The sequence below is a fragment of the Glutamicibacter soli genome, from assembly GCF_052322135.1.
GTDB classification, from domain to species: domain Bacteria; phylum Actinomycetota; class Actinomycetes; order Actinomycetales; family Micrococcaceae; genus Glutamicibacter; species Glutamicibacter soli.
Window position 1 is genome coordinate 15,288 of the sequence record NZ_CM125969.1, and the last position, 21,223, is coordinate 36,510.

Genomic DNA, 21,223 nt, shown 5'->3' on the forward strand with positions numbered 1-21,223 from the left:
CTTAGTGGAGTCGACGGGGCCTTCGATGCTTAACCACGACTGTTCAACCCAACGCTAGGTAGAAAACCAAATGTCTTACGGGCAAGTGAATCCTCAAGGCCACTCCCAGCCAACCTGCTTTCGGCATCCAGAGACGGTCTCGTATGTCTCATGCAACCGCTGCGGGCGTCCAGTTTGCCCGCAGTGCCAAGTCCCTGCACCCGTCGGTGTTCAGTGCGTTGAATGCGTGAGGCAGGCGAATCAGAATATTCCGACGCAGAAGACGCAATTCGGCGGCCGTCTGCGCACCGGCGCACCCCTGGTCACGATGATTTTCATCGGGCTGAATGTGTTCGTCTACCTGCTGCAGTGGATTATTCCCGGCTTTACCAAGGATCTGGTGCTGATCCCGGCCATCGCGGCCTACGAACCATGGCGCCTGCTCACCAGTGCCTTCGCGCACTCCACAGGATCGTTCCTCCACATTCTCATGAACATGTACGGCGTCTACATTTTCGGCATGCTTCTCGAACCTCGGCTTGGCAGGCTTCGATTCACATGGCTGTACCTTCTCAGCGCATTGGGCGGTTCGTTGGGAGTCATGCTTCTGAGCCCGGCCACGACGGCAACACTGGGCGCTTCCGGCGCCTTGGCGGGCCTCTTCCTGGCTACGTTCGTAGTTCTGCGAGGCAACAAGCAGGCGCTGCGCCAAATGGCGATTATTCTGGCGCTTAACGTCGTCCTCGGCTTCGTTGTTTCGGGAATCTCATGGCAGGCCCACCTCGGCGGCGCGGTGGCCGGCATTGTCGCCGCTTCTTGCATCATGTTGATTCCTAGGAGTAATCCACAGCGTTCGAAGATTCAGCTTTCGCTCTTGGGTGCATTGAGCGTGGTCATGATTGTTTCAACCTATCTCGCCGTCGAATCGGCTAAGTGGCCTCTGGCCTGATTCGAAAACACGCCAGCAAAGATATCCACACCGCTTATCCACACTGTTAATAACTTACACCCGTGTAACTCTGCGTCGGCGAAGTTATTAACAGCCCGGATTGACTGCAATCCCAGGGAATAAGCCTCCCGAATCGTAGATACTCACACCTTTCTCCCCAGCTGTGGATAACTTTTAAACACGGCTGTAGATATCGCGTCTACGAACGGGAAACCTGTTAATAACCTGCGGTTCGAATCTTTAAACGAAACAGGTGAGTGCTACCGCTTGCTCGGTAAAATGGGTATTTCCACAAGAGGGATCCACAGTGTTAATAACTTTTGTACACAACTAATTTGTTGCATAAAAACCCTCTGACTTGGAGCTTTGCTCTAAATTAAACACAAATGCCCATGTTGTCCCCATCTGTGGATAACGTTGTGAACAAGTTGTAACTATGGGCTATCCACAACGCCTGTGGATAGGTGTGGATAGTTGTTGGTTAACTGGTGAAAAGTGGTGCCAAGAGCATGATGGCGAATGTCGACATGAAGATGCAGATGAGGCCATCCAGAACCCGCCAGGCGGTGGGCTTGGCGAAGAATCTGGACAGGAAGCGCGCTGCATACCCCAGCGCGGTAAACCAAAGCACGCTTGCCAGCATCGCTCCCACCGCGAAGGCGCCAGACGCTTCGCCCTGGGATGCGCCGATGGAGCCGAGCAGGAGCACCGTGTCGATGTAGACATGGGGGTTGAGCCATGTCAGCATCAGCGCCGTCGCGGCAACCGACCATGCAGTGGTTGGTGCTGAGGTGCTCGACGAATCCATGCCCGATGGAGCGATGGCGCGTCGCAGTGCAAAAAAAGCATAGCAAATCAGGAAGATTGCTCCGCCGATGCGGGCAATCGTCAGGATCCATGGAGCTCGCTCCACAACCATGCCCACGCCGGTTATGCCCGCGAAAATGAGTACTACGTCGGACAGTGCGCAAAGCACCACCGTCAGCAGGATGTGTTCGCGGCGAATTCCCTGTCGCAGGACAAACGCGTTCTGCGCTCCGATGGCAACAATGAGCGATAGTCCCGTCGAGAGTCCGAGAAGGAGGGAAGCGTTGATCATGGAATGACAGTACGAAAATCAACAAGATGATGTCGAACTTAAGTTTCTGATTCTGCATTAGGGTATCTAATGTGAAATTCGATGTGGAACACCTGCAGACGCTGTTGGCCGTCGTGGATGCTGGAAGCTTCGATGATGCATCCATTGATCTGGGGATTACTGCCTCTGCCGTGAGTCAGCGGATTAAGGCACTGGAGAACAGGCTGGGGGCCGTGCTGGTCGTGCGCAGCCGTCCTGTGGTTCCGACGGAGCAGGGAATCAAGGTGTTGCGGTATGCGCGGCAAATTGCGGCGTTGAGCGCAGAATTCTCCTACGAGATCTCCCTGACAGGCCACCAGCAGATCGCCGTGGGAGTGAATGCCGACTCGCTATCGACCTGGTTTACGCCGGTTTTCGACGAGCTGGCCCGCTGGACCGATGTTTCGGTCGAGATCCTGCGCATGGATGAGAGTCGATCCCTCGACACCTTGCGCAGCGGGCGGGTCAGCGCGGTGGTCACCAATAGCTCGGTTGCCGCCCAAGGATGCACTGTCCGCAAGCTCGGCGCGTTGCGCTATCGAGCAGCGTGCACCCCCGGGATGGCCCGGGAGCACTTCGCCCGTGGATCCTCCGATGGATTCCTAACCGCCCCCATGATGATTTTCGACCGCGAAGATCGGTTGCAGCACCATTTGCTGGAGCAGCTGGGGCTGGATCCGGGCCAGCGGCACGGGGCAGTGCACATGGTTCCGGATTCATGGCAGTTCTTGCGCGCGATCCAGGCGGGCATGGGATGGGGGATGGTCCCCGAACAACAACTCGCTCAAGTTCACGGGCTCGAAGAGCTCGATGATCGGTGGTTCATCGACGTCCCGTTGTATTTTCAGCGCTGGTCCGTGGATTCGGAGATTCTCGGACGCTTGGAATCCACACTGCTTCAGGTGGCCAGCGAGAGCGGCCTGGATTTGCTAACCTGAATGCCAAGCGGGCACTTCGGTCCGCATCCGGACGATGGAGCCGTACCCGGGATCACGACAAGACGGCCAGAGAAGGAATCTGGCGATGTACTGGCTTGTCTTGATTGTTTCCGGGATTTTTGAAGCCGTCTGGGCGACTGCGCTGGGGCTCAGCGACGGATTGTCGCGGCTGGTCCCCACCGTCGTATTCTTCGTGGCACTGCTGCTTTCCATGGGCGGACTAGCCTACGCAATGAAAGAAATCCCCACCGGAACCGCCTACGCGGTCTGGGTGGGGATCGGTGCATCGCTGACCGTCATCTACTCGATGGCCACGGGGCAGGAGCCGGTGACCATTTTGAAGATGGTTTTCATTCTCGGCCTGGTTGGATGCGTGATCGGCCTGAAAGCCGTCAGCCACTAATGTGGGTCTATTTCCAGCCTGTGGTCATGAAGAATCCAACCATGGCAATGCCGAAGCCGATGACGATGTTCCAGCCGCCGATGTTCGGGATCGGGAACAGGGTCTGGGAAATGTAGTAGACCATGATCCACACCAGGCCCAGAAGCATCAGGCCGAACATCACCGGCTTGTACCAAGCGGGCATCGGCTTATCCACGGCATGGGATCCCTGGTTCTCCTGGGACTGTGGCTTGTTCTTGCGTCGTGGCTTTGACTCCGGCACTCGAATGCTCCCTTAGCTTCTTCCGCATAATGTAGTACATGTGGGAGACGATTGGATCCTCCCGGTACGCTAGGTGCAGGAGAACGTTCGCATCGTTCCAGTTTTCCTGCGTAGCTTCCATACTAACGGTAATGCGTCCTGCCCAGAGAGTCGGAACGACTCCTCGCCAAGGAGCTTGCGCCTTTACCGATGCCCGCCCTTAAACAAGGAGCATGATCGACGTGAACCGTGCCGCAACCGCGACAGGCCGCCGAGCGACCCGCCCTCGGCAGTCAGTGGGTAGCCGGATCGCCGGGTTCTTCGGTGAGCTGCTGATTACCCTCGGCATCGTGCTCATGCTCTACGTGGCGTGGGAACTGTGGTGGACAAACATCGATTCGGCCCAGGCCCAGCAGGAAGTCACGAACAATCTGGTTCAAAACCTCGGCGAAGTGGTCATTCCGGAGGTCAAGGACGACGGCAAGGACTACGGCCCGGCGCCGGTGTCCGAATTCGGGTCGGGGGAGACCTTCGGCATCATGTATTTCCCGACGTGGGGATCGAACGGAACCTACCATCCGGTCACCAACGGGGTGGGGGACGACGTCATCAACAACCTGGGCATCGGGCACTACCCGAACACCCAGCAGCCCGGAGAAAAGGGAAACTTCGCGGTGGCGGCGCACCGCCAGACGCATGGCCAGGTGTTCTGGGACATCGACAAGCTCCACGAGGGCGACAAGATCTACCTCCAGACCAAGGACGGCTATTACACCTACACCTGGTCCAAGACGGAGATCGTGAATCCCTCCGATGGGGAGGTCCTGCTTCCCGTGCCGCACGAGTGGGGTGCCGAACCAACGGACTCCATTCTCACCATGACCACCTGCCACCCGAAGTACACGACGCGCCAGCGCATGATCGCATACTCGGAGCTGACCGATTGGCGGCCGCTTGATGCCGGGCCGCCATTGGCAATTCGCGATCTTGTTGCCAAGGCAACCAGCTAGGGGAGAACAATGTACGCCTGGATTTTCCGCAACCTGCCCGGTCCTATGTGGCTTCGTATTATCGAATCATTGATCCTCATTGCCGCCGTCGTGCTATTACTGATGATGTATGTCTTCCCGTGGCTGAATGAGTACATCAGCCCGTTCACCGACTCGACGATTGGCCAAAGCACCCAGTGAGCAGCATCAAGATCCTCGTGATCGACAATTATGACAGTTTCGTCTACACCTTGGTGGGGTACTTGCAGGAGCTGGGCGCGCAGACAACCGTCTACCGCAACGACGACCTCTCCTTCGCACAGGCGGCCGAATTGGCCGCCCAGCATGACGGGGTGCTGGTTTCCCCCGGCCCGGGCGACCCGGCAGGCGCCGGCGTGAGCATCGAGCTGATCAAGTGGTGCGGCGAGCAGTCCAAGCCGATGCTCGGGGTCTGCCTGGGCCACCAGGCGCTAGCCGAGGCCTATGGCGGGGTCGTGACCCACGCCGAGGAACTAATGCATGGCAAGACCTCGCTGGTCTCCCACGACGAGCATCCGGTGTTTGCCAAGGTGGCGAATCCGTTCACCGCCACCCGCTACCACTCGCTGGCTGCAGTGCGCGAGAGCATCCCCGACGAACTTGAAATCATTGCCCAGACCGAGGGAGGCGTCATCATGGGGCTGGCGCACCGTGCTGCGCCGCTGTGGGGCCTGCAGTACCACCCGGAGTCGGTGCTGACCGAGCAGGGCTACCAGATGCTCGGCAATTGGCTGGAATTCGTCGGTCTGGCCGGGGCGGCCGAGAAGGCGTCAACACTCAGCCCGCTATTCAGCGGCGAATAAACAGCGGTCAAACGCATCGCGCCGGACCTTGGTCCGGCGCGATGCGTTTAATGGCGGTTATTCGGTCTGCGGACCGGTGGTAGGCCGGGTTCGATCTCGTCCATTATTCGACGAGTTGCTGTTGTTTCCGTTATTTCCACCGTTTCCCTTGCCATTATCATCGTCAGATGCGGAAGGCTGGTCTTGGGGGTCTTCGCTGACCGTAGCGCTCGGCGAAGGGGTCGGCGTCGGGGTCGGAGTCTGCTCGGGCTTCTCCTTGGCCACCGAGATCTTGACCAGGCTGCCTTGCTCAACGTCGGTGCCAGCGGCCGGATCCTGCGCGAAGAGCGTGCCTGGCTCGTGGTCGTCGGTCTCCACATCGATGAACTGGACCTTGAGCTGGAAGTCCTCGGCGGTCAGGGCCTTGGTCGCTTCATCCTGGGACATGTTGGTCGCGGCGGGCACTGTGACCTGGCCGGTGGACAGGATCAGGTCGACCTTGGAACCGGCCTTGACCTTTGCTCCCAGCTCCGGGCTGGTGCCGATGACCCAGTCGGTCGGAATTGTCGCCGAGTTCTCGCGGCTAACCTCGCCGACCTCGAGCCCGGCCTGGCGCAGCGCATCGCGCGCCGCGGTTTCGGACTGGTTTTCAAGGTTCTTCGGGATCGTGCGCTGCTCCGAGCCGTCGGAGATGTACAGATCCACGGTGGATTCCTTGGCGATCTCCTGGCCGGTGACAGGGTCGGTGCGGGTCGCGTTGCCCTCGTCGACCTCGTCGCTGAATTCGTGTTTCACGCTCACATTGAACGTCGCGTTGCGCAGCAGGCTGGTGGCGTCCTGTTCGGACATGTTCAGCACGCTCGGCACGGCGACCGGGGCCTTGCGCTCCTGGTCCGCCTGGATTGAACGGATCACCAGGAAGCTGGCGATGCCCACGGCGAGTAGCGCGATGATGGTCAGCAGCACGATCAACCCGCGGTTGGTCTTGTGCCCGGGCTGGTCGTTGGCACGTGCTTCGGACCGGGTGGCGAATACCGGGTGCTCGTTGGTCAGCGGGGCCGGTTCGGCCGCGTAGAGCGTCTCGGTGGAGTCGTGTGTGCCGTAGATCGGCATGGTGTAGGTAGGCACCGTGGATTCGTGGAATTCCACGCCGCGGGAGGCGTCCTCCAAGGCGTCGGCAAAGGCGCCGGCGGACTGGAAGCGCTCGTCACGGTCCTTGGACAGCACCTTGAGCACGATCGGATCGTAGATCGGGTTGATGTCCGGGTTGGCCTCGCTGGGCGGGACCGGTGCTTCGCCGACGTGCTGATAGGCCACCGACACCGGCGAATCCCCGGTGAAGGGCGGCTTGTGGGTGAGTAGCTCGTAGAACAGGCAGCCGGCCGAGTAGATGTCCGTCCGGTAGTCGACCTGTTCGCCACGCGCCTGCTCGGGGGAGAAGTACTGCGCGGTGCCGACCACCGCGGCGGTCTGCGTCATCGTGGCGGAGTTGTCCAGCGCCTGCGCAATGCCGAAGTCCATCAGCTTCACATGGCCCGACTCGGTGACCATGACGTTGGCCGGCTTGATGTCGCGGTGCACCACGTTCTTGGAATGCGAGTGGTCCAGGGCGGAGCAGACGCCGCGGATCAGCTCGACCGCATGGTGGTCGTCGACGTCTCCGTCGGCGATGACCTGCTTCAGGGTGCGGCCGGTGACGTACTCCATGACCATGAAGGGCAGCGCCTCCGCAGACTGGTCGGTCGCCGGCAGCAGTCCGGTGTCGTAGACCGCGACGATGTTCGGGTGGCTGAGCCCGGCCACGGCCTTGGCTTCGCGGCGGAAGCGGTTCACGACCATCGGATTGCCGGCAGTGTCCTGGCGCAGCACCTTGACCGCGACCTGGCGGGCCAGCACGTGGTCGGTCGCGAGGTAGACGTCGGCCATGCCGCCGCGGCCGATCAGCGACTCGATTTCATAGCGCTCGTTGATCAGGCGCGGAAGTCCCGCAGGCAGCGGTTCAAATTCGCTCATTACTCGCCGCCTGGCGCCTCATCCTGCGCAGCGTCCGTCGAATCGGAGGTCTGCGTTGGAGTCGCGGTCGGGGTGGCGGTCGGGGACGACACCGGCTCCGGGCCCTTGGAAACCGTCAGGCTCACGCTGGTCCCGGGGGCGACTTCGCTCTTGGCGGGGACGCTCTGGGAGATCACGGTGCCGGCCACGGACTCGTCGAAGGTTTCCGAACCCTTGACCGCGGCCAAGCCTGCGGACTGCAGCAGCTGCTGCGCGGCGCTGAAGCTCATGCCGGACACCGATGGAACCTGCACGGTTTGCGCGGCCATGGCGTAGACGACCTTGATGGTCGAACCGGCCTCGACGCTGCCCGAAGGGCTCACGGAGAGCACGGTGCCCGGATCGGCGTCCGAGGTCTCCTGGGCGACGTCGTTGACCTCCAAGCCCAGCGACTTCAGCTCGGCGATGACAGTGTCGATGTCCTTGCCCACGAGCGAGGAGCTGACCTGGACGAATTCCTTCTGGGTCTCGCTCGGCGAAGCGGTGGGGGAACTCTGCGTGGGAGCAGTGGTTTCCACGCTGGATTCGGTGGTTTCCGCAGTGGTTTCGGTGGCTTCGGTGCTCTGCGTGGTTTCCGTCGTCGGGCTCTTGCCATCGTTGTTGCCGGTGAACGCGGGGATCAGCCAGGCGGCCAGGCCGATGAGCGCGGCGAGCACGATGATCGCGACCAGCGGGATCACCCACGGGCTGCGCTTGCGCTCCGGGTCCTCGTGGTACTCCTGGACGTCGGCGTCCTCGTCGTCGAACCCCTCGCCGTCGCCGGCGCTGGAGACGGTGAATTCGTCCTGCGCCGGGTTGGCCGGGGCCACCACGGTGGGCATGGCGTTGGTCATCGCCGGCGCGGAATCCGCGGCGGAGAAGGCCTGGGTCGCGTCGTCCTCGAGGTTCAGCGCCTGGGTCGCGTCATCGGCGACGCCGGCAGCCAGCATGCCGGGCACTGCCAGCGTCGCGGTGTTGGTGTCTCCCGCGCGCAGGGCGTCGGCAGCCTTGGCCAGCGCCGTGGCGTTTTCCGGGCGGTCGGCGGGGTTCTTGGCCAGCATCGACATGATCAGCTGGCGCACCGGGGCCGGGATGGTCTCCGGCAGCGGCGGCGGCGCGTCGTTGACCTGGGCCAGGGCGATGGCGATCTGCGATTCGCCGGTGAACGGGCGGCGCCCGGCGAGGCATTCGTAGCCGATGACGCCCAGCGCGTAGATGTCCGAGCTGCCGGTGGCGTTCTGCCCGGTGGCCTGCTCCGGGGCCAGGTACTGGGCGGTGCCCATGACCTGTCCGGTGGCGGTCAGCGGGACCTGGTCGGCAAGGCGGGCGATGCCGAAGTCGGTGATCTTCACGGTGCCCGAGGGCATGACCAGGATGTTGCCCGGCTTCACGTCGCGGTGCACCAGCCCGTGCTCGTGGGCGGCGGCCAGAGCCCGCGCGGTCTGGGCAATCAGCGACAGCGTCCGGTCCACGTCGAGCTTGCGCTCGCGCTCGATGATGGTGGACAGCGGCGGGCCTGGAACGAGCTCCATGACCAGATAGGCCGAGCCTTCCTCCTCGCCGTAGTCGAAGACGCCGGCGATGCCGGAGTGGTTCAGCAGCGCGGTGTGCCGGGCCTCGACGCGGAAGCGGGTCAGGAACGACTCGTTGTTCGTGTATTCCTCTTTGAGGATCTTGATCGCCACGAGGCGTCCAAGAACCTGGTCCCGCGCTTTCCATACTTCGCCCATGCCGCCGATTGCAATGCGATCGGTCAACTTGTAACGCCCGCCCAAGGTGGTGCCGGTTATTGGCCTCACTTGTTGAACACCGCCTCTACCATCTTCTTCATGATTGCCCCGGCCGTGTTGTGGCCAGTGTTGTAGTCTACTTGCTGGATTGTCACCGTGATGGCGACCTGCGGATCATCCGCCGGCGCGAAGCCGGTGATCCAGGAGTTCACGATCGGCGTGCCGTCCTCCAGGGTCTTCACCTGGGCCGTGCCGGTCTTGGCACGGAGGTCGACACCCGGAACCGCAGCGTTCATGGCGGTGCCCGACTGCACGGGGCCCTTCATCAGGGACTTCAGGTCCGCCGCGACCTCCGGGGTCGTCGCCGTGGAGAACTTCTCCGGCTTCGGTTCCTCGATGACCCGCAGATCCGGAGCGGTGACCTTCTTGACCATGTTCGGCTTCATGATCACCCCGTCGTTCGCGATGGCCATGGCGGCCATGTTCATCTGCAGCGGGGTGACCTTGTTGTTGTATTGGCCGATGGCCATCTGGGCCAGCTGCGCCGCAGTGATGTCCTTGGTCGGGAACTGGCTCGGGGTGACCGACTGCGGGATGTCCAGCTGCTGGCCGAAGCCGAAGCGTTCGGTCACGTCCGCGAACTTCTCCAGGCCGAGCTTCTGGCTGATCTCCATGTACGGGGTGTTGCAGCTCTGCGCGAAGATGAACTCCAAGGTGGCCTCGGAACGGCGTCCGCAGATGCCCTCGTAGAAGTTGTTCATCGTGTTGCTGGATCCCGGGTAGTTCACCGACGCGGGGTTCTTGATCACGGTGTTCATGTCGTAGTGCTCGGACTCGAGCGCGGCAACCGTGCTCAGGATCTTGAATGAGGAGCCGGGGGAGACCAGGTCGCCGATCGCCGGGTTGACGTAGGGGCTCAACCCGTCGATCTCGCTGATCTTCTTCATGTTCTTGGCCGCTTCGGAGGTCGAGTGGACCGCCAGGTCGTTGGTGTCGAAGGTCGGCTTGGAGACCATGCTCAGGATTTCGCCGGTCTTCGGGTCGGTGACCACCACGCTGGCGCGCAGGCCGTCAGGGATCGCGTCATAGGCTGCCTGCTGCAGCTTGCCGTCGATGGTCAGCTCCACCGAAGCGCCCTCGGCCTTCTGGCCGGTGAACATTCCGGCCAGGCGGTCGAAGAGCAGGTCGGAGCTCGAGCCGGTCAGCCAGTCGTTCAGCTCGGACTCCAGCTGGGTGGTGCCGTTGGCCAGCGAGTAGTAGCCGGTCAGGTGCGCATACAGCTCGGGATCGGTGTACTTGCGCTGGTAGTTGAACTGGCCGTCGTCGGTTTCCACCGACTCGGCGATCGGCTTGCCGTCCACCAAGATGGCGCCGCGCGGAAGATCGAACTCGCGGAACAGCTGCCGCTTGTTCAGGGCGTTGTCGTTGAGGGTTTCGGCGTTGAAGAACTGGATGTAGCTCAGCGCGCCGAGGCAGATGAGGAACATTGCGGTCAGGGCGACCCATACGCGCTTGATTGCCTGATTCACTGATTGGTCACCGCCTTCCGGTCCTTGAGCCTGCTGGTGGAGGGAGTTGCGATTTCATCGGTAGGTCCTACGGTGCCGCTCATGGGGCGGCGGGCATTGTGCGAGATGAGCAGGAGCAGGGCGATGATGATCCAGTTGGCCAGCAGCGAAGAGCCGCCGGCGGCCATGAACGGGGTGGCCAGGCCGGTCAGCGGGATGAGCCGGGTGACGCCACCGATGATGACCACGCACTGCAGGCCCAGGGTGAAGGCCAGGCCGCTGGCCAGCAGCTTGCCGAAGGTGTCGCGGGCCCCCAGCGCGGCGCGCAGGCCGCGCGAAACCAGCAGCATGAACAGCAAGACGATCGCGGTGACGCCGATCAGGCCGATCTCTTCGCCGAAGGAGGCGATGATCATGTCCGAGTTGGCCAGCGGGACGCGGTACGGGGAACCCCCGCCGAGCCCGGTGCCGAACAGGCCGCCGTCGGCCATGCCGAACAGGCCCTCGACAATCTGCGCGCTGCCGCCCCGGGCCTGGTAGATCTCCGGGTCGAAGGCATTGAGCCAGACGCTCACGCGGCGTTCGACGTGGCCCATGGTCAGCGCGGCGAATACGCCGCCGACCACCACCATCAGCAGGCCGATGATGACCCAGGAGATGCGGGCCGTGGCCACGTAGATCATCAGGATGAACAGGCCGAAGAACAGGATGGCCGAGCCGAGGTCGCGCTGCACCACCAGCACGCCGATGGACAGCAGCCAGGCGATGACCATCGGAGCCATGTCGCGCATGCGCGGGAGCTGCAGCGGCCCGACCTTGCGGCCCGCCATCAGGATCAGGTCGCGGTTCGACGAAAGATATCCGGCGAAGAAGATCGACAGGGTGATCTTGGCCAGCTCGCCGGGCTGCAGCGAGAACGGGCCGACATGGATCCAGATGCGCGCGCCGTTGATCGTGGCGCCCAGGAACGGAATCAGCGGTAGCAGCAGCAGGACGATGGATGCCAGCAGCGCGATATAGGTGAAACGCCGCAGGATGCGGTGGTCCTTCACCGCCCACAGCACCAGGGCCGCGACCAGGATGGCGATGGCCGTCCACATCAGCTGTCGGCTGGACTGGGACGTGCCCTTGGCCAGGTCGATGCGGTGGATCATCGCCAGGCCCAGGGAGTTCAACGCCACGGTGATCGGAAGTATTACCGGATCGGCATACTTGGCGAAAATCCGCAGAAGTACGTGGATGATCAGGGCCAGGGCGCCCATGATCCCCATCTGGATCAAAAAGTTCTTGCTGTCGTTGTCCTCGGTGGCGCTGCCGACCAGGAAGAAGGCGGCACCGCCCACGCACAGGGCCAGCAGCAGCAGCAGGAGCTCGAGATTGCGCCGAGGCACCGGTGCGGTTTGCACTTCGGTCATTGCATGATCTCCTGACAGTAGCTTGGCAACGGCGTTTGCGTGGATTGGTTGTCCGCATTGCCCGGAACCTGGACCGGGCAGTTCTGCTTCGCGGTGACCAGAAGCTCCTGGATGATTGACTGGGCGTGCTCCCGGCTGTCGGCCGGAATGGTGGACTCAACACGCTGGCGCGAGTACTCCGGCAGCGCCTCGAGCGGAACCGAGCTGACGGTGTCGATTTCCGAGAGGGAAATCGGGCCGAGCTCCTGCGGCACGCCCTTGTAGATGGCGACCTTCCCGTCCACCGGGCCGACGAAGTACTGGGTCTGTGTCCACATGTAGCCCCAGGCCCCCAGGATCACCACCAGCACGGCCGTCAAGGTCAACAGGATCGGCATCAGCCAGCGTCGATGCGGCAGCGATTCCTCGATGGGATCCAGCACGCCGCTGGCCGCGGGGGAGCGGTGCGTGAGCAGGGCGGCTGCGCGGCGTTCCCCGGTGTGCTGGGTGACGACAGGGATCTGGCCGGTCTGCGTGGCCAGCTGGGCGGCCCCCACCAGCAGGTGCGGGCGCTGGGAGATCTCGTGGCGCAGCAGCGAGGCGCTGGCCTCGACATCGCCTTCCGCGGCGATTGCCAGCTGGCCGGTATCCGGAGCTGGCTCCAGCGCTTCCGGTTCATCGCCGTCCGGGGCCTGGTCTTCCACGATTTCGAACATCACCACGGTGACGTTGTCAGGTGCGCCGTTGTTCAGCGTGATCGCGACCAAGTCGTTGACCGCCTGATCCATGTCCGGGGTCGAACGGATGATTTCCTCGATGACCGGCAATGGCACTGCGTCGGTCAAGCCATCCGAGCAGAGCATCCAGCGTTCGCCGACGCTTGCCTCGAGCTGCTGGACGTCGAGCTCGGGGGAAGCATCCGAATCGCCCAACACGCGCAGGAGCACGTTCTTGTGGGGGTGGATTTCCGCTTCCGCGCGGCTGATGCGCCCCTCTTCGACGAGGCGCTGGACGAAGGTGTGGTCGGTGCTGATCTGCTCGAAAACGTCGTTTTTCAGGCGGTAGGCGCGTGAGTCGCCGATATGGGCCATGTGCAGCGTCGAGCCGGACAGGAGCAGCGAGGTCACGGTGGTTCCCATGCCGGAAAGCTTGGGATTGGCGCCGACCAGTTCGTTCAAGACGAGATTGGCGGCCTGGATTTCATCCGGCAGCGCATTTTGCGGATCGGCCGTCACTGGACGGTCCAGATGCACCAGATCCAGCACGGTGGAGGCCGAGGCGACGTCGCCTCCTACATGGCCGCCCATGCCGTCGGCCAGGACCGCGAGGTGCTGACCCACATAGGCGGAGTCGTCATTCTTCTTGCGGATTCGTCCGACGTCGGACTTGGCGGCAAATTTAAGCTTCAAAGCCATAGGCTAAGCCTTCAATTCCAAGACAGTCTTCCCAATGCGGATGCGCTGCCCCGGCTCAACTGCCTGGGCACGGGTCAGCTGGCTGTCTCCTACGAAGGTTCCGTTGGTGGAACCGAGATCTTCAATGAACCAGCGCGAGCCCTGTGGGAACAGGCGGGCGTGGCGTCCCGAGGCGTAGTCGTCTTCCAGGACCACCGTCGCATCCTGGGCACGGCCGAAGAGGATCGGCTGCCCCTGCAGGGTGATGGTGCGTCCGGCCAGGGGGCCCTCGAGGATCTGCAATGCGCTTGCGGGTTTGCGGGTGGTCGGTTCCGGCTCGGCCAGCTCGGGGTTCTTCTTCAGCGCCCGGGCGCTCGGCTTTCCGGTGCGCGACCGCGAGCCGATGGCCAGATCGCGGCGCATCGACCCGACCACGCTGAGAACGAGCAGCCAGATCAGGACAAGGAAGCCCAAACGGAGCAGGCTCAGAACGAGGTCATTCATGCATGGTCTCCGTTGTTCGTGGTAATCAGTCGGAAGACGATCTTCGTCTGTCCGATATTGATGATTGAACCGTCAAATATACGGGTTTCAGAGGAAATTTTCTTTCCATCGACGTAGGTTCCGTTGGTGGAACCGAGGTCGGAGACGACATAGGTATTCTGTCCGCGGGTCTCGACGCGGACGTGCTGGCGCGAAACTCCCGAGTCGTCCACCGGGATGTCGGTGCTGGCCGAACGGCCGAGAACGATTGAGTGATGGTGCAATGCGAAACGTTCGCCGTCGACTTCCAAGATCGCCTGCTTGGGGATGGAAGGTGCCGCGGGCTCGGGCTTCGGGCGGCTGGTTGGGCGCGGCTGGGCGGTGGTCTTCGGGGAAGCTGGCTCGCGGGGGATTGCGGCGGCGCCCGATGGCTTGGGCTCCGGTTCGCGAACCGGGGCAGAGGCGGCCGGTTTGGAGCTGGCATCCTTGATGGAACCGTTGATCTCCATCTCGCCGACCTTGAAGTTCGGGTCGGAGACGAAATGGATCATGATGTCGCTCTGCACCGAGTAGCCCTGGGTGCTTGCGTGTTCCGCGGTAACCTTGGCCAGCTCGTTGACGACGGATGAGCCCCATCCCTTGGCGGTCTCGAAGTCCTTCTCGCTCAGGGAAACGACAAAGTCATTCGGCGCCAGGCTGCGGCCCTCGCTAATTGGCAGAATGCCGCGATCCATCTCATTGCGCAGGGCGGTGGTCAGCTCTACGGGTTTGATCTCGCTGGTGCTGGTGCCCCGGAAGAAGCTGGTGACGACCTTCTCCAAGCCTCGTTCGACCTTGTCGAGAAAGCCCATTACTCGCGCTCCTTCCTACCTTTTTGGATATCTATCGAGCCCCGATTGAGGTGGCCATTACGACCAGAACACGGAACTTCATTGTCGATCTTACTGTTTTCAGCTGTGCAATTGCCGGAAATTTGCTGGCGAACACGTGGTGCAATAGGCCAACGGAGCGGGCATTAAAAAAGTTGCAAATGTGTTGCTGACCACAAAGTACCGTTTCGATTAGGTGATCGGTAAAAGTGTGTGTAAGCTAATTCTTGTTGCCGCGAGAGTGGGCAGCGAAAAAGTAAATATGCGCGAGTGGCGGAATTGGTAGACGCGCTGGCTTCAGGTGCCAGTGATCGCAAGGTCGTGGGGGTTCAAGTCCCCCCTCGCGCACAAAATGGATAACCTCCGGTTTGAGATCTGAATCTCGAACCGGAGGTTATTGCTTTGCCTTGGAACAGCTGTTTCGCGGCCCAAGGCCGTCTGCAAAAACACCTTCTTGCGTCGTGCAGATCTCACCCGGCGCGGACTACTCCGGCGGGCGCCTCGTGTCGGCTATCAAGAAGCCGCCTTCCGGGCGTGCCGCCAGCGGCCCCGCGCATTGACGGCGCAGGCGCGGACCGCGATGGCCACGGCGATGCCGGTGACGTATCCCGCGACCGGGCCGAAGCCGCCCTGCGGATGAGGGTCGAGGAAAGGGTACGGATATCACCCCGGAGTTGTCGCCGGGGTTGTCGCGAACGGAGCGCCGATCCAGGTGTATCCGGGCCAGGCCAGGGGGAAGGTGAGCGCCAAGGCCACGGATTTCCAGGGCAGCGCGCGGGGCTTGTGGTCGAAAAGCGCATCGAGAAGCGTGACGACCGGACCGAAAAGGTGCATGACCTCGTTCGACCAGAGCACGGTGATGCCCTGATCCAGCATGATGCCCCTGAGCAGCAGGTTGTAGGCCACGCCGGTGACGTGCATATAGGTCGTTGCGCAGGCAAGCAGGCCGGCCGTGCGGTGTCACGCGGCCTCGAGCCCTGGCTGGTCATCGGCCATGCGGCAAGCAGCAGCACCACGGCGCAGAAGATATTGGACAGGATCGTGCAGTAGTTGAAGAAATTGGCCATTGTGGTGACCGGATCCCGGTCGAGCGCTACGGTCCTTTCGATGGTGGCCCGGGTCTGGCCGCGAAGGCCGCGGGAAGCAGTAGGCCCATCACGCCGCGCACGGCAGCCCAGGCAAGCCACGAAGCGTTGGTTGATCCGGTCGAGCCCTGGGGCCGCGCGCGTGATCCCCACGGGAAAAGAATCCTGGTAACGCGGAGTGTTCCAATGCCGGGGCGTTCCCGACGGTGGTCAGGTGGCATAAAATCAGTCTCGGGAATTCACCGAAGGGATGGGCTGATGGCTGCCAAGGGCGAAGCATTTGAACTGACCGGAATCGTGCGGCTGATCGCCGACCGGCGAATCGTCGCATTCGACCAGGAATCCAGCGATCGGCTGCCCAGTCGCGGCCAGGTTGCGGTGGAACTGTCGGGTGCCTGCGACACGGTCACAGTCGTGCTCGACCCGGACGGGCGCAAGGGGCACTGGCTGTCCATCGACGGCAGCGGACCGGTGGATATCGACGCTGAACCAGGCTCGAAGCTGGCCTTCACCGCCCAGCTCTGCGGCAGCTGGCCGGAAACCGAGGTGCCGGGGGATCTTTCCGCGGCGCTGAAGGACACCCCGGAGTTGGACGGGACCTGGGCAGGGCTGACCCCGATGGCGCGCTGGGAGTGGGTGCGCTGGGTCGGCGCGACCAAGAATCCGCAGACCAGACAGCGTCGCGTGGAGGTCAGCATCTCCAAGCTGCTGGACGGCAAGCGCCGCCCCTGCTGCTTCGACCTGTCCTCTTGCACCGACCCGGAGGTCGCCAAGGGCGGAAAGCTGATCGTCTAGGACCAGCCGGGCAGTGCGGCCTTCAGCAGATAGTAGGTGTCGAGCTCCGGCTCGGGATCGAAGATCAGGCCCAGCACGCCGCTGCTCATGACCACCATGCCCAGCACCACCAGCAGGGCCACGACCGCGGTGGCGACGGTGAAGAACCGTGAATTGCGCACTCCTACAGCCCGCCGTCGGCGGTAGTGGAGCCGCGGACCACAAGGGAGCTTGGAAGCATCGACTGCAGCGACTGCGGCGCCTGGCCGTCGATCAGTTCGCGCAGCTTGAGCGCGGCCTGCCGGCCGACCTCGGTGGCGTGGAGCTGGACGCTGGTGATCGAAGGGCTCGAGGTGGCCGAGTACGGCAAGTCGTCGAATCCGGTGACGGCCAGGCGGTGGGGGATTCGGATGCCCAGGTGGCGCGCCGCGTGCAGCACGCCGAAGGCCTGGGTGTCCGTGGCGCAGGCCAAGGCGGTCACCCCGCAGGACTCCCACATCGGCCAGTTGCGGCTGAATTCATCGGATGCCGCGCCGACGTCGATCATTGAGCTTGCCACATTGCCTGGCAGGACCTCGATGCCGTAGTGCGCGGCGGCGTCGAGGAAGGCTTCGCGGCGAACCATCAGGGTGTCGGTGCCGGTGCTGCCGTCCAGATAGGCGGCCTTGGTGTGCCCCAAGCTGGCGAAATGGGCCACAACTGCCTCGGCGCCCTGGGCCACATCCATGTTCACCGCGGGAATCGAAGGGTCGATGCCCGGCGCATCCAAGGCCACCAGCGGAAGCGGACCGGCCAGGTCTTCCAGAAACACCTTGGTCGGCGCATGGACCAGCAGCCCGGCCGGGCGCAGCCCCAGCAGGCGGCGGGTCTCGGTGGCGCTGGGGGAGATGCCCGCATCGGTCACTGAGAGCAGCAGCTGGTAGTCGTTGCCCAGGACCGAGCGAACGCCGGCGATCACCTTGGCGAAAAACGGGTTCGAAATATCAGGCGCCACCAGGATGACCAGCGAGCTGACTCCCTTGGCCAGCGAGCTGCCGATGCCGTCCACGAAGTAGCCGAGTTCGCGGATCGCCTCCCGGACGCGTTCCTCGTTGTGCTTCGAGACGCGGCCGGCGGACTTGCCGTTGGCCACCAACGACACGGTGGCGGTTGAGACCCCGGCGTGCTCGGCGACCATCGCGGCGGTCACGCGGCGCGGAGGCTGCTTGCCCGCAGATTTTTCCCCAATGTTCATGGATCCATACTAGTGCGCATTCCCGCGTTTGAAAGGCAATAGTTAAGCGTTTGACGATCGTGGTGGTTGCCGGGAGAATCAAGGAAGAACCGTAATCCATGCCGGCGGCCGCCGCCCGGCGCCCGAAGGACAGCACACCATGACTCATGAGGCACCTGCCGCTCGCAAGATCATCCTCGACTGCGATCCAGGCCATGATGATGCTGTCGCGATGCTCCTGGCCCACGGCAGCCCGAAGATCGATCTGCTGGGGGTCACCACCGTGGCGGGCAACCAGACCCTGGACAAGGTGACCGCTAATGCGCTCGCCGTCGGGACCATCGCCGGGATCACAGGCGTCCCGTTCGCCTCGGGTTGCGCCCGCCCGCTGGTGCGCGACATCGAAACCGCAGGCGACGTGCACGGGGATTCGGGCATGGACGGCCCCGCCCAGCCCGTGCCGAACATCGAGCTCGATCCGCGCCATGCCGTGGACCTGATCATCGACACGATCATGGCCCACGAACCGGGCGAGGTCACCCTGGTGCCCACCGGAGCCCTGACCAACATCGCCCTGGCCGTGCGCAAGGAACCACGGATCGTCCAGCGGGTGCGCGAAGTGGTGCTCATGGGCGGCGGCTACCACGTCGGCAACTGGAGCGCCGTGGCGGAATTCAACATCAAGATCGACCCGGAAGCCGCGCACATCGTCTTCAACGAACCGTGGCCGGTGGTCATGGTTGGACTGGACCTGACCCACCAGGCGCTGGCCACCGCCGAGGTCGTCGAACGCATCGAGCAGATCGGCACCGGCCCGGCCCGCTTCGTGCGCGAACTGATGGATTTCTTCGCCCAGGCCTATCGCGACAACCAGGGATTCGACGCGCCCCCGGTGCATGACCCGTGCGCCGTGGCCTATGTGATCGACCCCGACGTCGTGCGCACGGTCAAGGCCCCGGTCAGCGTGGAGCTGCGCGGCGAACTCACTCTGGGCATGACCGTTGCGGATTTCCGGGCCCCTGCGGCAGAGGATTGCCATACCTCGGTGGCGGTAGACCTGGACCACGCAGGATTCTGGAATCTGGTCATCGACGCGCTCGAGCGCATCGGTGATGTCGAGCTCCCGCAGCCCGCGTCCCGCTGAGCTCCGCGCCGCCACGGAGAAGTAGCCGTCACCACACCGCTGATTCACTGATATGTGACTAGGGTCAATGCAATTTCTGCCATCCGTTTTATAGACTGAAATCAACGCGGTATTCATTGAAACGAAGGTTGTGAGATGGCAGTACAAACCCCGCACCAGAACGTGGCATTTGAATCCTCCGGGACCGAAGCGCACGGATACCTCGCGCTGCCTGAATCAGGCAAGGGGCCCGGGGTCATCGTGATCCAGGAGTGGTGGGGATTGACCGACCACATCCGCGACGTCGCAGACCGCCTGGCCGCCCAGGGCTTCGTGGCGCTGGCCCCGGACCTCTTCGGCGGCAGCATCACCCATGACGGCGAAGAGGCAAAGCGCATGATGTCCGAGCTTCCCGAGGAAAAGGGCGCCGAACTGCTGGCCGGTGCAGTTGACTACCTGCTGGCGAGCGACAATGTCACCAGCGAGAAGCTCGGGGCCATCGGCTTCTGCATGGGCGGCGGGTTCGTCCTGCAGCTGGCGGCGCAGCAGGGCGAGAAGATCGCGGCGGCCGTGCCATTCTACGGCGTCGGCCAGGGCGTGCCCAACGACTTCAGCGGCGTGAGCGCCGCGGTCCAAGGCCACTACGCGAACTTCGACGACTTCTACCCGGTCGACCAGGCGCGCGAGCAGGAACAGCAGATCCGCCGCGAATCCGGTACCGAAGTCACCTACTTCTACTACGACGGAAAGCACGCCTTCCACAACGACGAGAATCCGGCCGGGAACTACGATCCTGCGCTGGCCGACACCGCCTGGAAGCGCGCCGTGGAATTCCTGCAGGAAAAAGTCGCTTAAAACCCATAAAGTGGTATCCATCACAGCAAGCAGCATCATTACATAGAGGAGAAAATATGTCTGAGACCATCATTGTCGGCGTCGACGGTTCCGAAACCGCCCAGCGCGCCGCACGCCGCGCCGCCAGCCTCGCAGTCAAGCTGGACGCCGAACTGGTTGTCGTCACCGCGCACGCATCGGACAACACCGAAGTCGTCTCCATCGGTTCCGACACCTGGATCCTGGACGACGCCGAGCAGGCCCGCAAGCTGGCCCAGCGCGTCGCCAACGACGTCAAGAGCGCAGTTCCGGACGTGAACATCACCGCGGCAGCAGGCCACGGCAAGCCGGGCGACGTCCTGATCTCCGAGGCCGAGGGCCGCAACGCATCGCTGATCGTCGTCGGCAACGTGGGCATGAAGGGCCTGGGCCGCGTGCTCGGCTCCGTCGCCTCTTCGGTAGCCCACTCGGCTCCATGCGACGTGCTGGTCGTCAAGACCGACAAGTAAGCAGCAGACTTCACCCGCTGGCGGGCGCCGGATTTCCCCGGCGCCCGCCAGCGGCGGTTAACCCAAACGACGAAGATCAAAGACAAGTAGGCTTTAACCGTGCAAAAACTTCGAGTTTCCTACGTCGCAGGCGTCACCCCGGGCAAATGGATGGACCGCTTCGCCGAACGCTACCCGGATGTCCAGCTGGTGGCCGCGCGCCACGACGAGGGCGACATCCTCCAGCTGCTGGCCGACGGCACGGCCGACGCGGTGTTCGTGCGCTACCGCGGTGACTCGCCCAAGGACGCAACCCGCCACGTCATCCCGCTGTACGAGGAACTGGAAGTGGTCTGCGCGGCCAAGGACCACGACGTGGAGTACTACGAGGAATCCATCCCGGCCTCGGTCGTTCGGAGCTTCGCGCAGCTGGACCTGGCCGACTACCCCGAGGAAGTCGGCGGCATTCCCGTTGCGATGGAGGTCGTCGCCTCCGGAGCTCAGGTGGTCCGCGTGCCGCAGAGCATCGCCCGGCTCTTCCACCGCAAGGACGTCATCTACCGCCTCATTGAGGACGGCAACCCGACCCAGATCGGCATCGCCTGGCCCGCCGCCATGGAAGACACCGCCCTGGTGGATGAATTCATCGGCATCGTGCGCGGGCGCAGCGCCAACTCCTCGCGCCAGGCCTCGGTGCGCCAGGACCAGCAGCAGGCGAAGAAGGTCAACGACCAGGCGAAGGCCAAGGCCAAGGCCAAGGCGCAGGAAGCGGCCAAGAAGGCAAAACAGCAGGCCAAGAGCAAAGCACGGGCCTCAGGCTCCAAGCCGCGCAAACGCCGCTAGACACCCGCGCAATCTCC

The 21,223-nt window shown here is 63.1% G+C and carries 23 protein-coding genes, 1 tRNA gene and 1 riboswitch; of the genes, 12 read left to right on the top strand and 12 right to left on the bottom strand.

From position 1 onward, the window contains the following. The first annotated feature begins 226 nt into the window (after positions 1–226). Entirely contained in the window at positions 227–928 is a 702-nt protein-coding gene (locus ACTX90_RS00085; RefSeq protein ID WP_052772560.1) for a rhomboid family intramembrane serine protease, read from the top strand. A gap of 481 nt (positions 929–1,409) precedes the next feature. Here the strand turns inward: ACTX90_RS00085 and ACTX90_RS00090 are convergent, their stop codons facing one another. Beyond that, complete coding sequence (locus ACTX90_RS00090; protein WP_443442662.1) at positions 1,410–2,027, bottom strand: LysE/ArgO family amino acid transporter; 618 nt, start codon at positions 2,025–2,027, stop codon at positions 1,410–1,412. Between the two features lie 71 nt (positions 2,028–2,098). Between ACTX90_RS00090 and ACTX90_RS00095 the strand changes: the two genes are divergently transcribed. Then, positions 2,099–2,983: an ArgP/LysG family DNA-binding transcriptional regulator gene (locus tag ACTX90_RS00095; RefSeq protein WP_047120581.1), complete on the top strand. Its 885-nt coding sequence runs from the start codon at positions 2,099–2,101 to the stop codon at positions 2,981–2,983. Positions 2,984–2,985: 2 nt separating this feature from the next. Continuing rightward, positions 2,986–3,054, top strand: a riboswitch (guanidine-III (ykkC-III) riboswitch). A 14-nt stretch (positions 3,055–3,068) separates the two neighbouring features. Further along, the gene (locus ACTX90_RS00100; protein WP_047120582.1) at positions 3,069–3,386 is read left to right on the top strand and encodes a DMT family transporter; all 318 of its coding nucleotides are present in this window, start codon (positions 3,069–3,071) and stop codon (positions 3,384–3,386) included. 7 nt (positions 3,387–3,393) lie between these two features. On the opposite strand, the gene ACTX90_RS00105 is transcribed toward ACTX90_RS00100, so the two are convergent. Further along, on the bottom strand, positions 3,394–3,648 hold the full coding sequence (locus ACTX90_RS00105) for a cell division protein CrgA (RefSeq protein WP_047120583.1): 255 nt from the start codon (positions 3,646–3,648) through the stop codon (positions 3,394–3,396). A 212-nt stretch (positions 3,649–3,860) separates the two neighbouring features. Here ACTX90_RS00105 and ACTX90_RS00110 point away from each other — a divergent pair, with 212 nt between their 5' ends. The 3 genes from ACTX90_RS00110 to ACTX90_RS00120 are packed head-to-tail and all read left to right on the top strand — an operon-like array spanning position 3,861 to position 5,458. After that, positions 3,861–4,637 carry a class E sortase gene (locus ACTX90_RS00110; RefSeq protein ID WP_235359958.1) on the top strand — a complete coding sequence of 259 codons (777 nt, stop codon included), beginning with the start codon at positions 3,861–3,863 and terminating at the stop codon, positions 4,635–4,637. A gap of 9 nt (positions 4,638–4,646) precedes the next feature. Then, the gene (locus ACTX90_RS00115; protein WP_047120584.1) at positions 4,647–4,817 is read left to right on the top strand and encodes a hypothetical protein; all 171 of its coding nucleotides are present in this window, start codon (positions 4,647–4,649) and stop codon (positions 4,815–4,817) included. After that, a complete protein-coding gene (locus tag ACTX90_RS00120; protein WP_047120585.1) occupies positions 4,814–5,458 on the top strand; it encodes an anthranilate synthase component II in 645 nt (214 codons plus the stop codon). The genes ACTX90_RS00115 and ACTX90_RS00120 overlap by 4 nt, the downstream gene beginning before the upstream one ends. A 57-nt stretch (positions 5,459–5,515) precedes the next feature. Here ACTX90_RS00120 and pknB read toward each other — a convergent pair whose 3' ends face one another. From pknB to ACTX90_RS00155, 7 genes are read right to left on the bottom strand one after another with little or no spacing between them, the layout of a single operon-like run. After that, entirely contained in the window at positions 5,516–7,450 is a 1,935-nt protein-coding gene (pknB, locus tag ACTX90_RS00125; protein WP_047120586.1) for a Stk1 family PASTA domain-containing Ser/Thr kinase, read from the bottom strand. Then, positions 7,450–9,267, bottom strand: a complete 1,818-nt coding sequence (locus ACTX90_RS00130) for a protein kinase domain-containing protein (RefSeq protein ID WP_047120587.1) — start codon at positions 9,265–9,267, stop codon at positions 7,450–7,452. The genes pknB and ACTX90_RS00130 overlap by 1 nt, the downstream gene beginning before the upstream one ends. Then, positions 9,264–10,727: a peptidoglycan D,D-transpeptidase FtsI family protein gene (locus ACTX90_RS00135; RefSeq protein ID WP_047120588.1), complete on the bottom strand. Its 1,464-nt coding sequence runs from the start codon at positions 10,725–10,727 to the stop codon at positions 9,264–9,266. The genes ACTX90_RS00130 and ACTX90_RS00135 overlap by 4 nt, the downstream gene beginning before the upstream one ends. Beyond that, the gene (locus ACTX90_RS00140; protein ID WP_443442663.1) at positions 10,724–12,121 is read right to left on the bottom strand and encodes an FtsW/RodA/SpoVE family cell cycle protein; all 1,398 of its coding nucleotides are present in this window, start codon (positions 12,119–12,121) and stop codon (positions 10,724–10,726) included. Before ACTX90_RS00140 ends, ACTX90_RS00135 begins: the two co-directional genes overlap by 4 nt. Beyond that, positions 12,118–13,515, bottom strand: coding sequence for a PP2C family protein-serine/threonine phosphatase (locus ACTX90_RS00145; protein ID WP_443442664.1), 1,398 nt, complete (start codon positions 13,513–13,515; stop codon positions 12,118–12,120). Before ACTX90_RS00145 ends, ACTX90_RS00140 begins: the two co-directional genes overlap by 4 nt. Before the next feature lie 3 nt (positions 13,516–13,518). Further along, positions 13,519–13,998: an FHA domain-containing protein FhaB/FipA gene (locus ACTX90_RS00150; protein ID WP_047120591.1), complete on the bottom strand. Its 480-nt coding sequence runs from the start codon at positions 13,996–13,998 to the stop codon at positions 13,519–13,521. Then, positions 13,995–14,828, bottom strand: a complete 834-nt coding sequence (locus tag ACTX90_RS00155; RefSeq protein ID WP_047120592.1) for an FHA domain-containing protein — start codon at positions 14,826–14,828, stop codon at positions 13,995–13,997. Before ACTX90_RS00155 ends, ACTX90_RS00150 begins: the two co-directional genes overlap by 4 nt. 282 nt (positions 14,829–15,110) lie before the next feature. Between ACTX90_RS00155 and ACTX90_RS00160 the strand changes: the two genes are divergently transcribed. Further along, positions 15,111–15,194 (top strand) — tRNA-Leu (locus ACTX90_RS00160). Positions 15,195–15,509: 315 nt separating this feature from the next. Here the strand turns inward: ACTX90_RS00160 and ACTX90_RS00165 are convergent. Further along, on the bottom strand, positions 15,510–15,767 hold the full coding sequence (locus ACTX90_RS00165) for a Pr6Pr family membrane protein (RefSeq protein ID WP_052772561.1): 258 nt from the start codon (positions 15,765–15,767) through the stop codon (positions 15,510–15,512). A 422-nt stretch (positions 15,768–16,189) separates the two neighbouring features. Between ACTX90_RS00165 and ACTX90_RS00170 the strand changes: the two genes are divergently transcribed. Then, positions 16,190–16,726: a YdeI/OmpD-associated family protein gene (locus tag ACTX90_RS00170; protein WP_120991615.1), complete on the top strand. Its 537-nt coding sequence runs from the start codon at positions 16,190–16,192 to the stop codon at positions 16,724–16,726. Here ACTX90_RS00170 and ACTX90_RS00175 read toward each other — a convergent pair. Together ACTX90_RS00175 and ACTX90_RS00180 are read right to left on the bottom strand one after the other, a co-directional pair. Further along, positions 16,723–16,887: a hypothetical protein gene (locus ACTX90_RS00175; RefSeq protein WP_157359268.1), complete on the bottom strand. Its 165-nt coding sequence runs from the start codon at positions 16,885–16,887 to the stop codon at positions 16,723–16,725. The genes ACTX90_RS00170 and ACTX90_RS00175 overlap by 4 nt on opposite strands. 2 nt (positions 16,888–16,889) lie before the next feature. Beyond that, positions 16,890–17,939, bottom strand: coding sequence for a LacI family DNA-binding transcriptional regulator (locus ACTX90_RS00180; protein ID WP_047120594.1), 1,050 nt, complete (start codon positions 17,937–17,939; stop codon positions 16,890–16,892). Between the two features lie 139 nt (positions 17,940–18,078). Here ACTX90_RS00180 and uriH point away from each other — a divergent pair, with 139 nt between their 5' ends. The 4 genes from uriH (at position 18,079) to ACTX90_RS00200 (ending at position 21,206) form a co-directional block, all read left to right on the top strand. Further along, complete coding sequence (gene uriH, locus ACTX90_RS00185) at positions 18,079–19,062, top strand: uridine-preferring nucleoside hydrolase UriH (protein ID WP_443442665.1); 984 nt, start codon at positions 18,079–18,081, stop codon at positions 19,060–19,062. A 135-nt stretch (positions 19,063–19,197) separates the two neighbouring features. Further along, positions 19,198–19,896: a dienelactone hydrolase family protein gene (locus tag ACTX90_RS00190; RefSeq protein ID WP_424573416.1), complete on the top strand. Its 699-nt coding sequence runs from the start codon at positions 19,198–19,200 to the stop codon at positions 19,894–19,896. A 56-nt stretch (positions 19,897–19,952) separates the two neighbouring features. After that, positions 19,953–20,384, top strand: coding sequence for a universal stress protein (locus tag ACTX90_RS00195; protein WP_443442666.1), 432 nt, complete (start codon positions 19,953–19,955; stop codon positions 20,382–20,384). 99 nt (positions 20,385–20,483) lie between these two features. Then, a complete protein-coding gene (locus tag ACTX90_RS00200) occupies positions 20,484–21,206 on the top strand; it encodes a LysR family transcriptional regulator substrate-binding protein (RefSeq protein ID WP_443442667.1) in 723 nt (240 codons plus the stop codon). Positions 21,207–21,223: the final 17 nt, after the last annotated feature.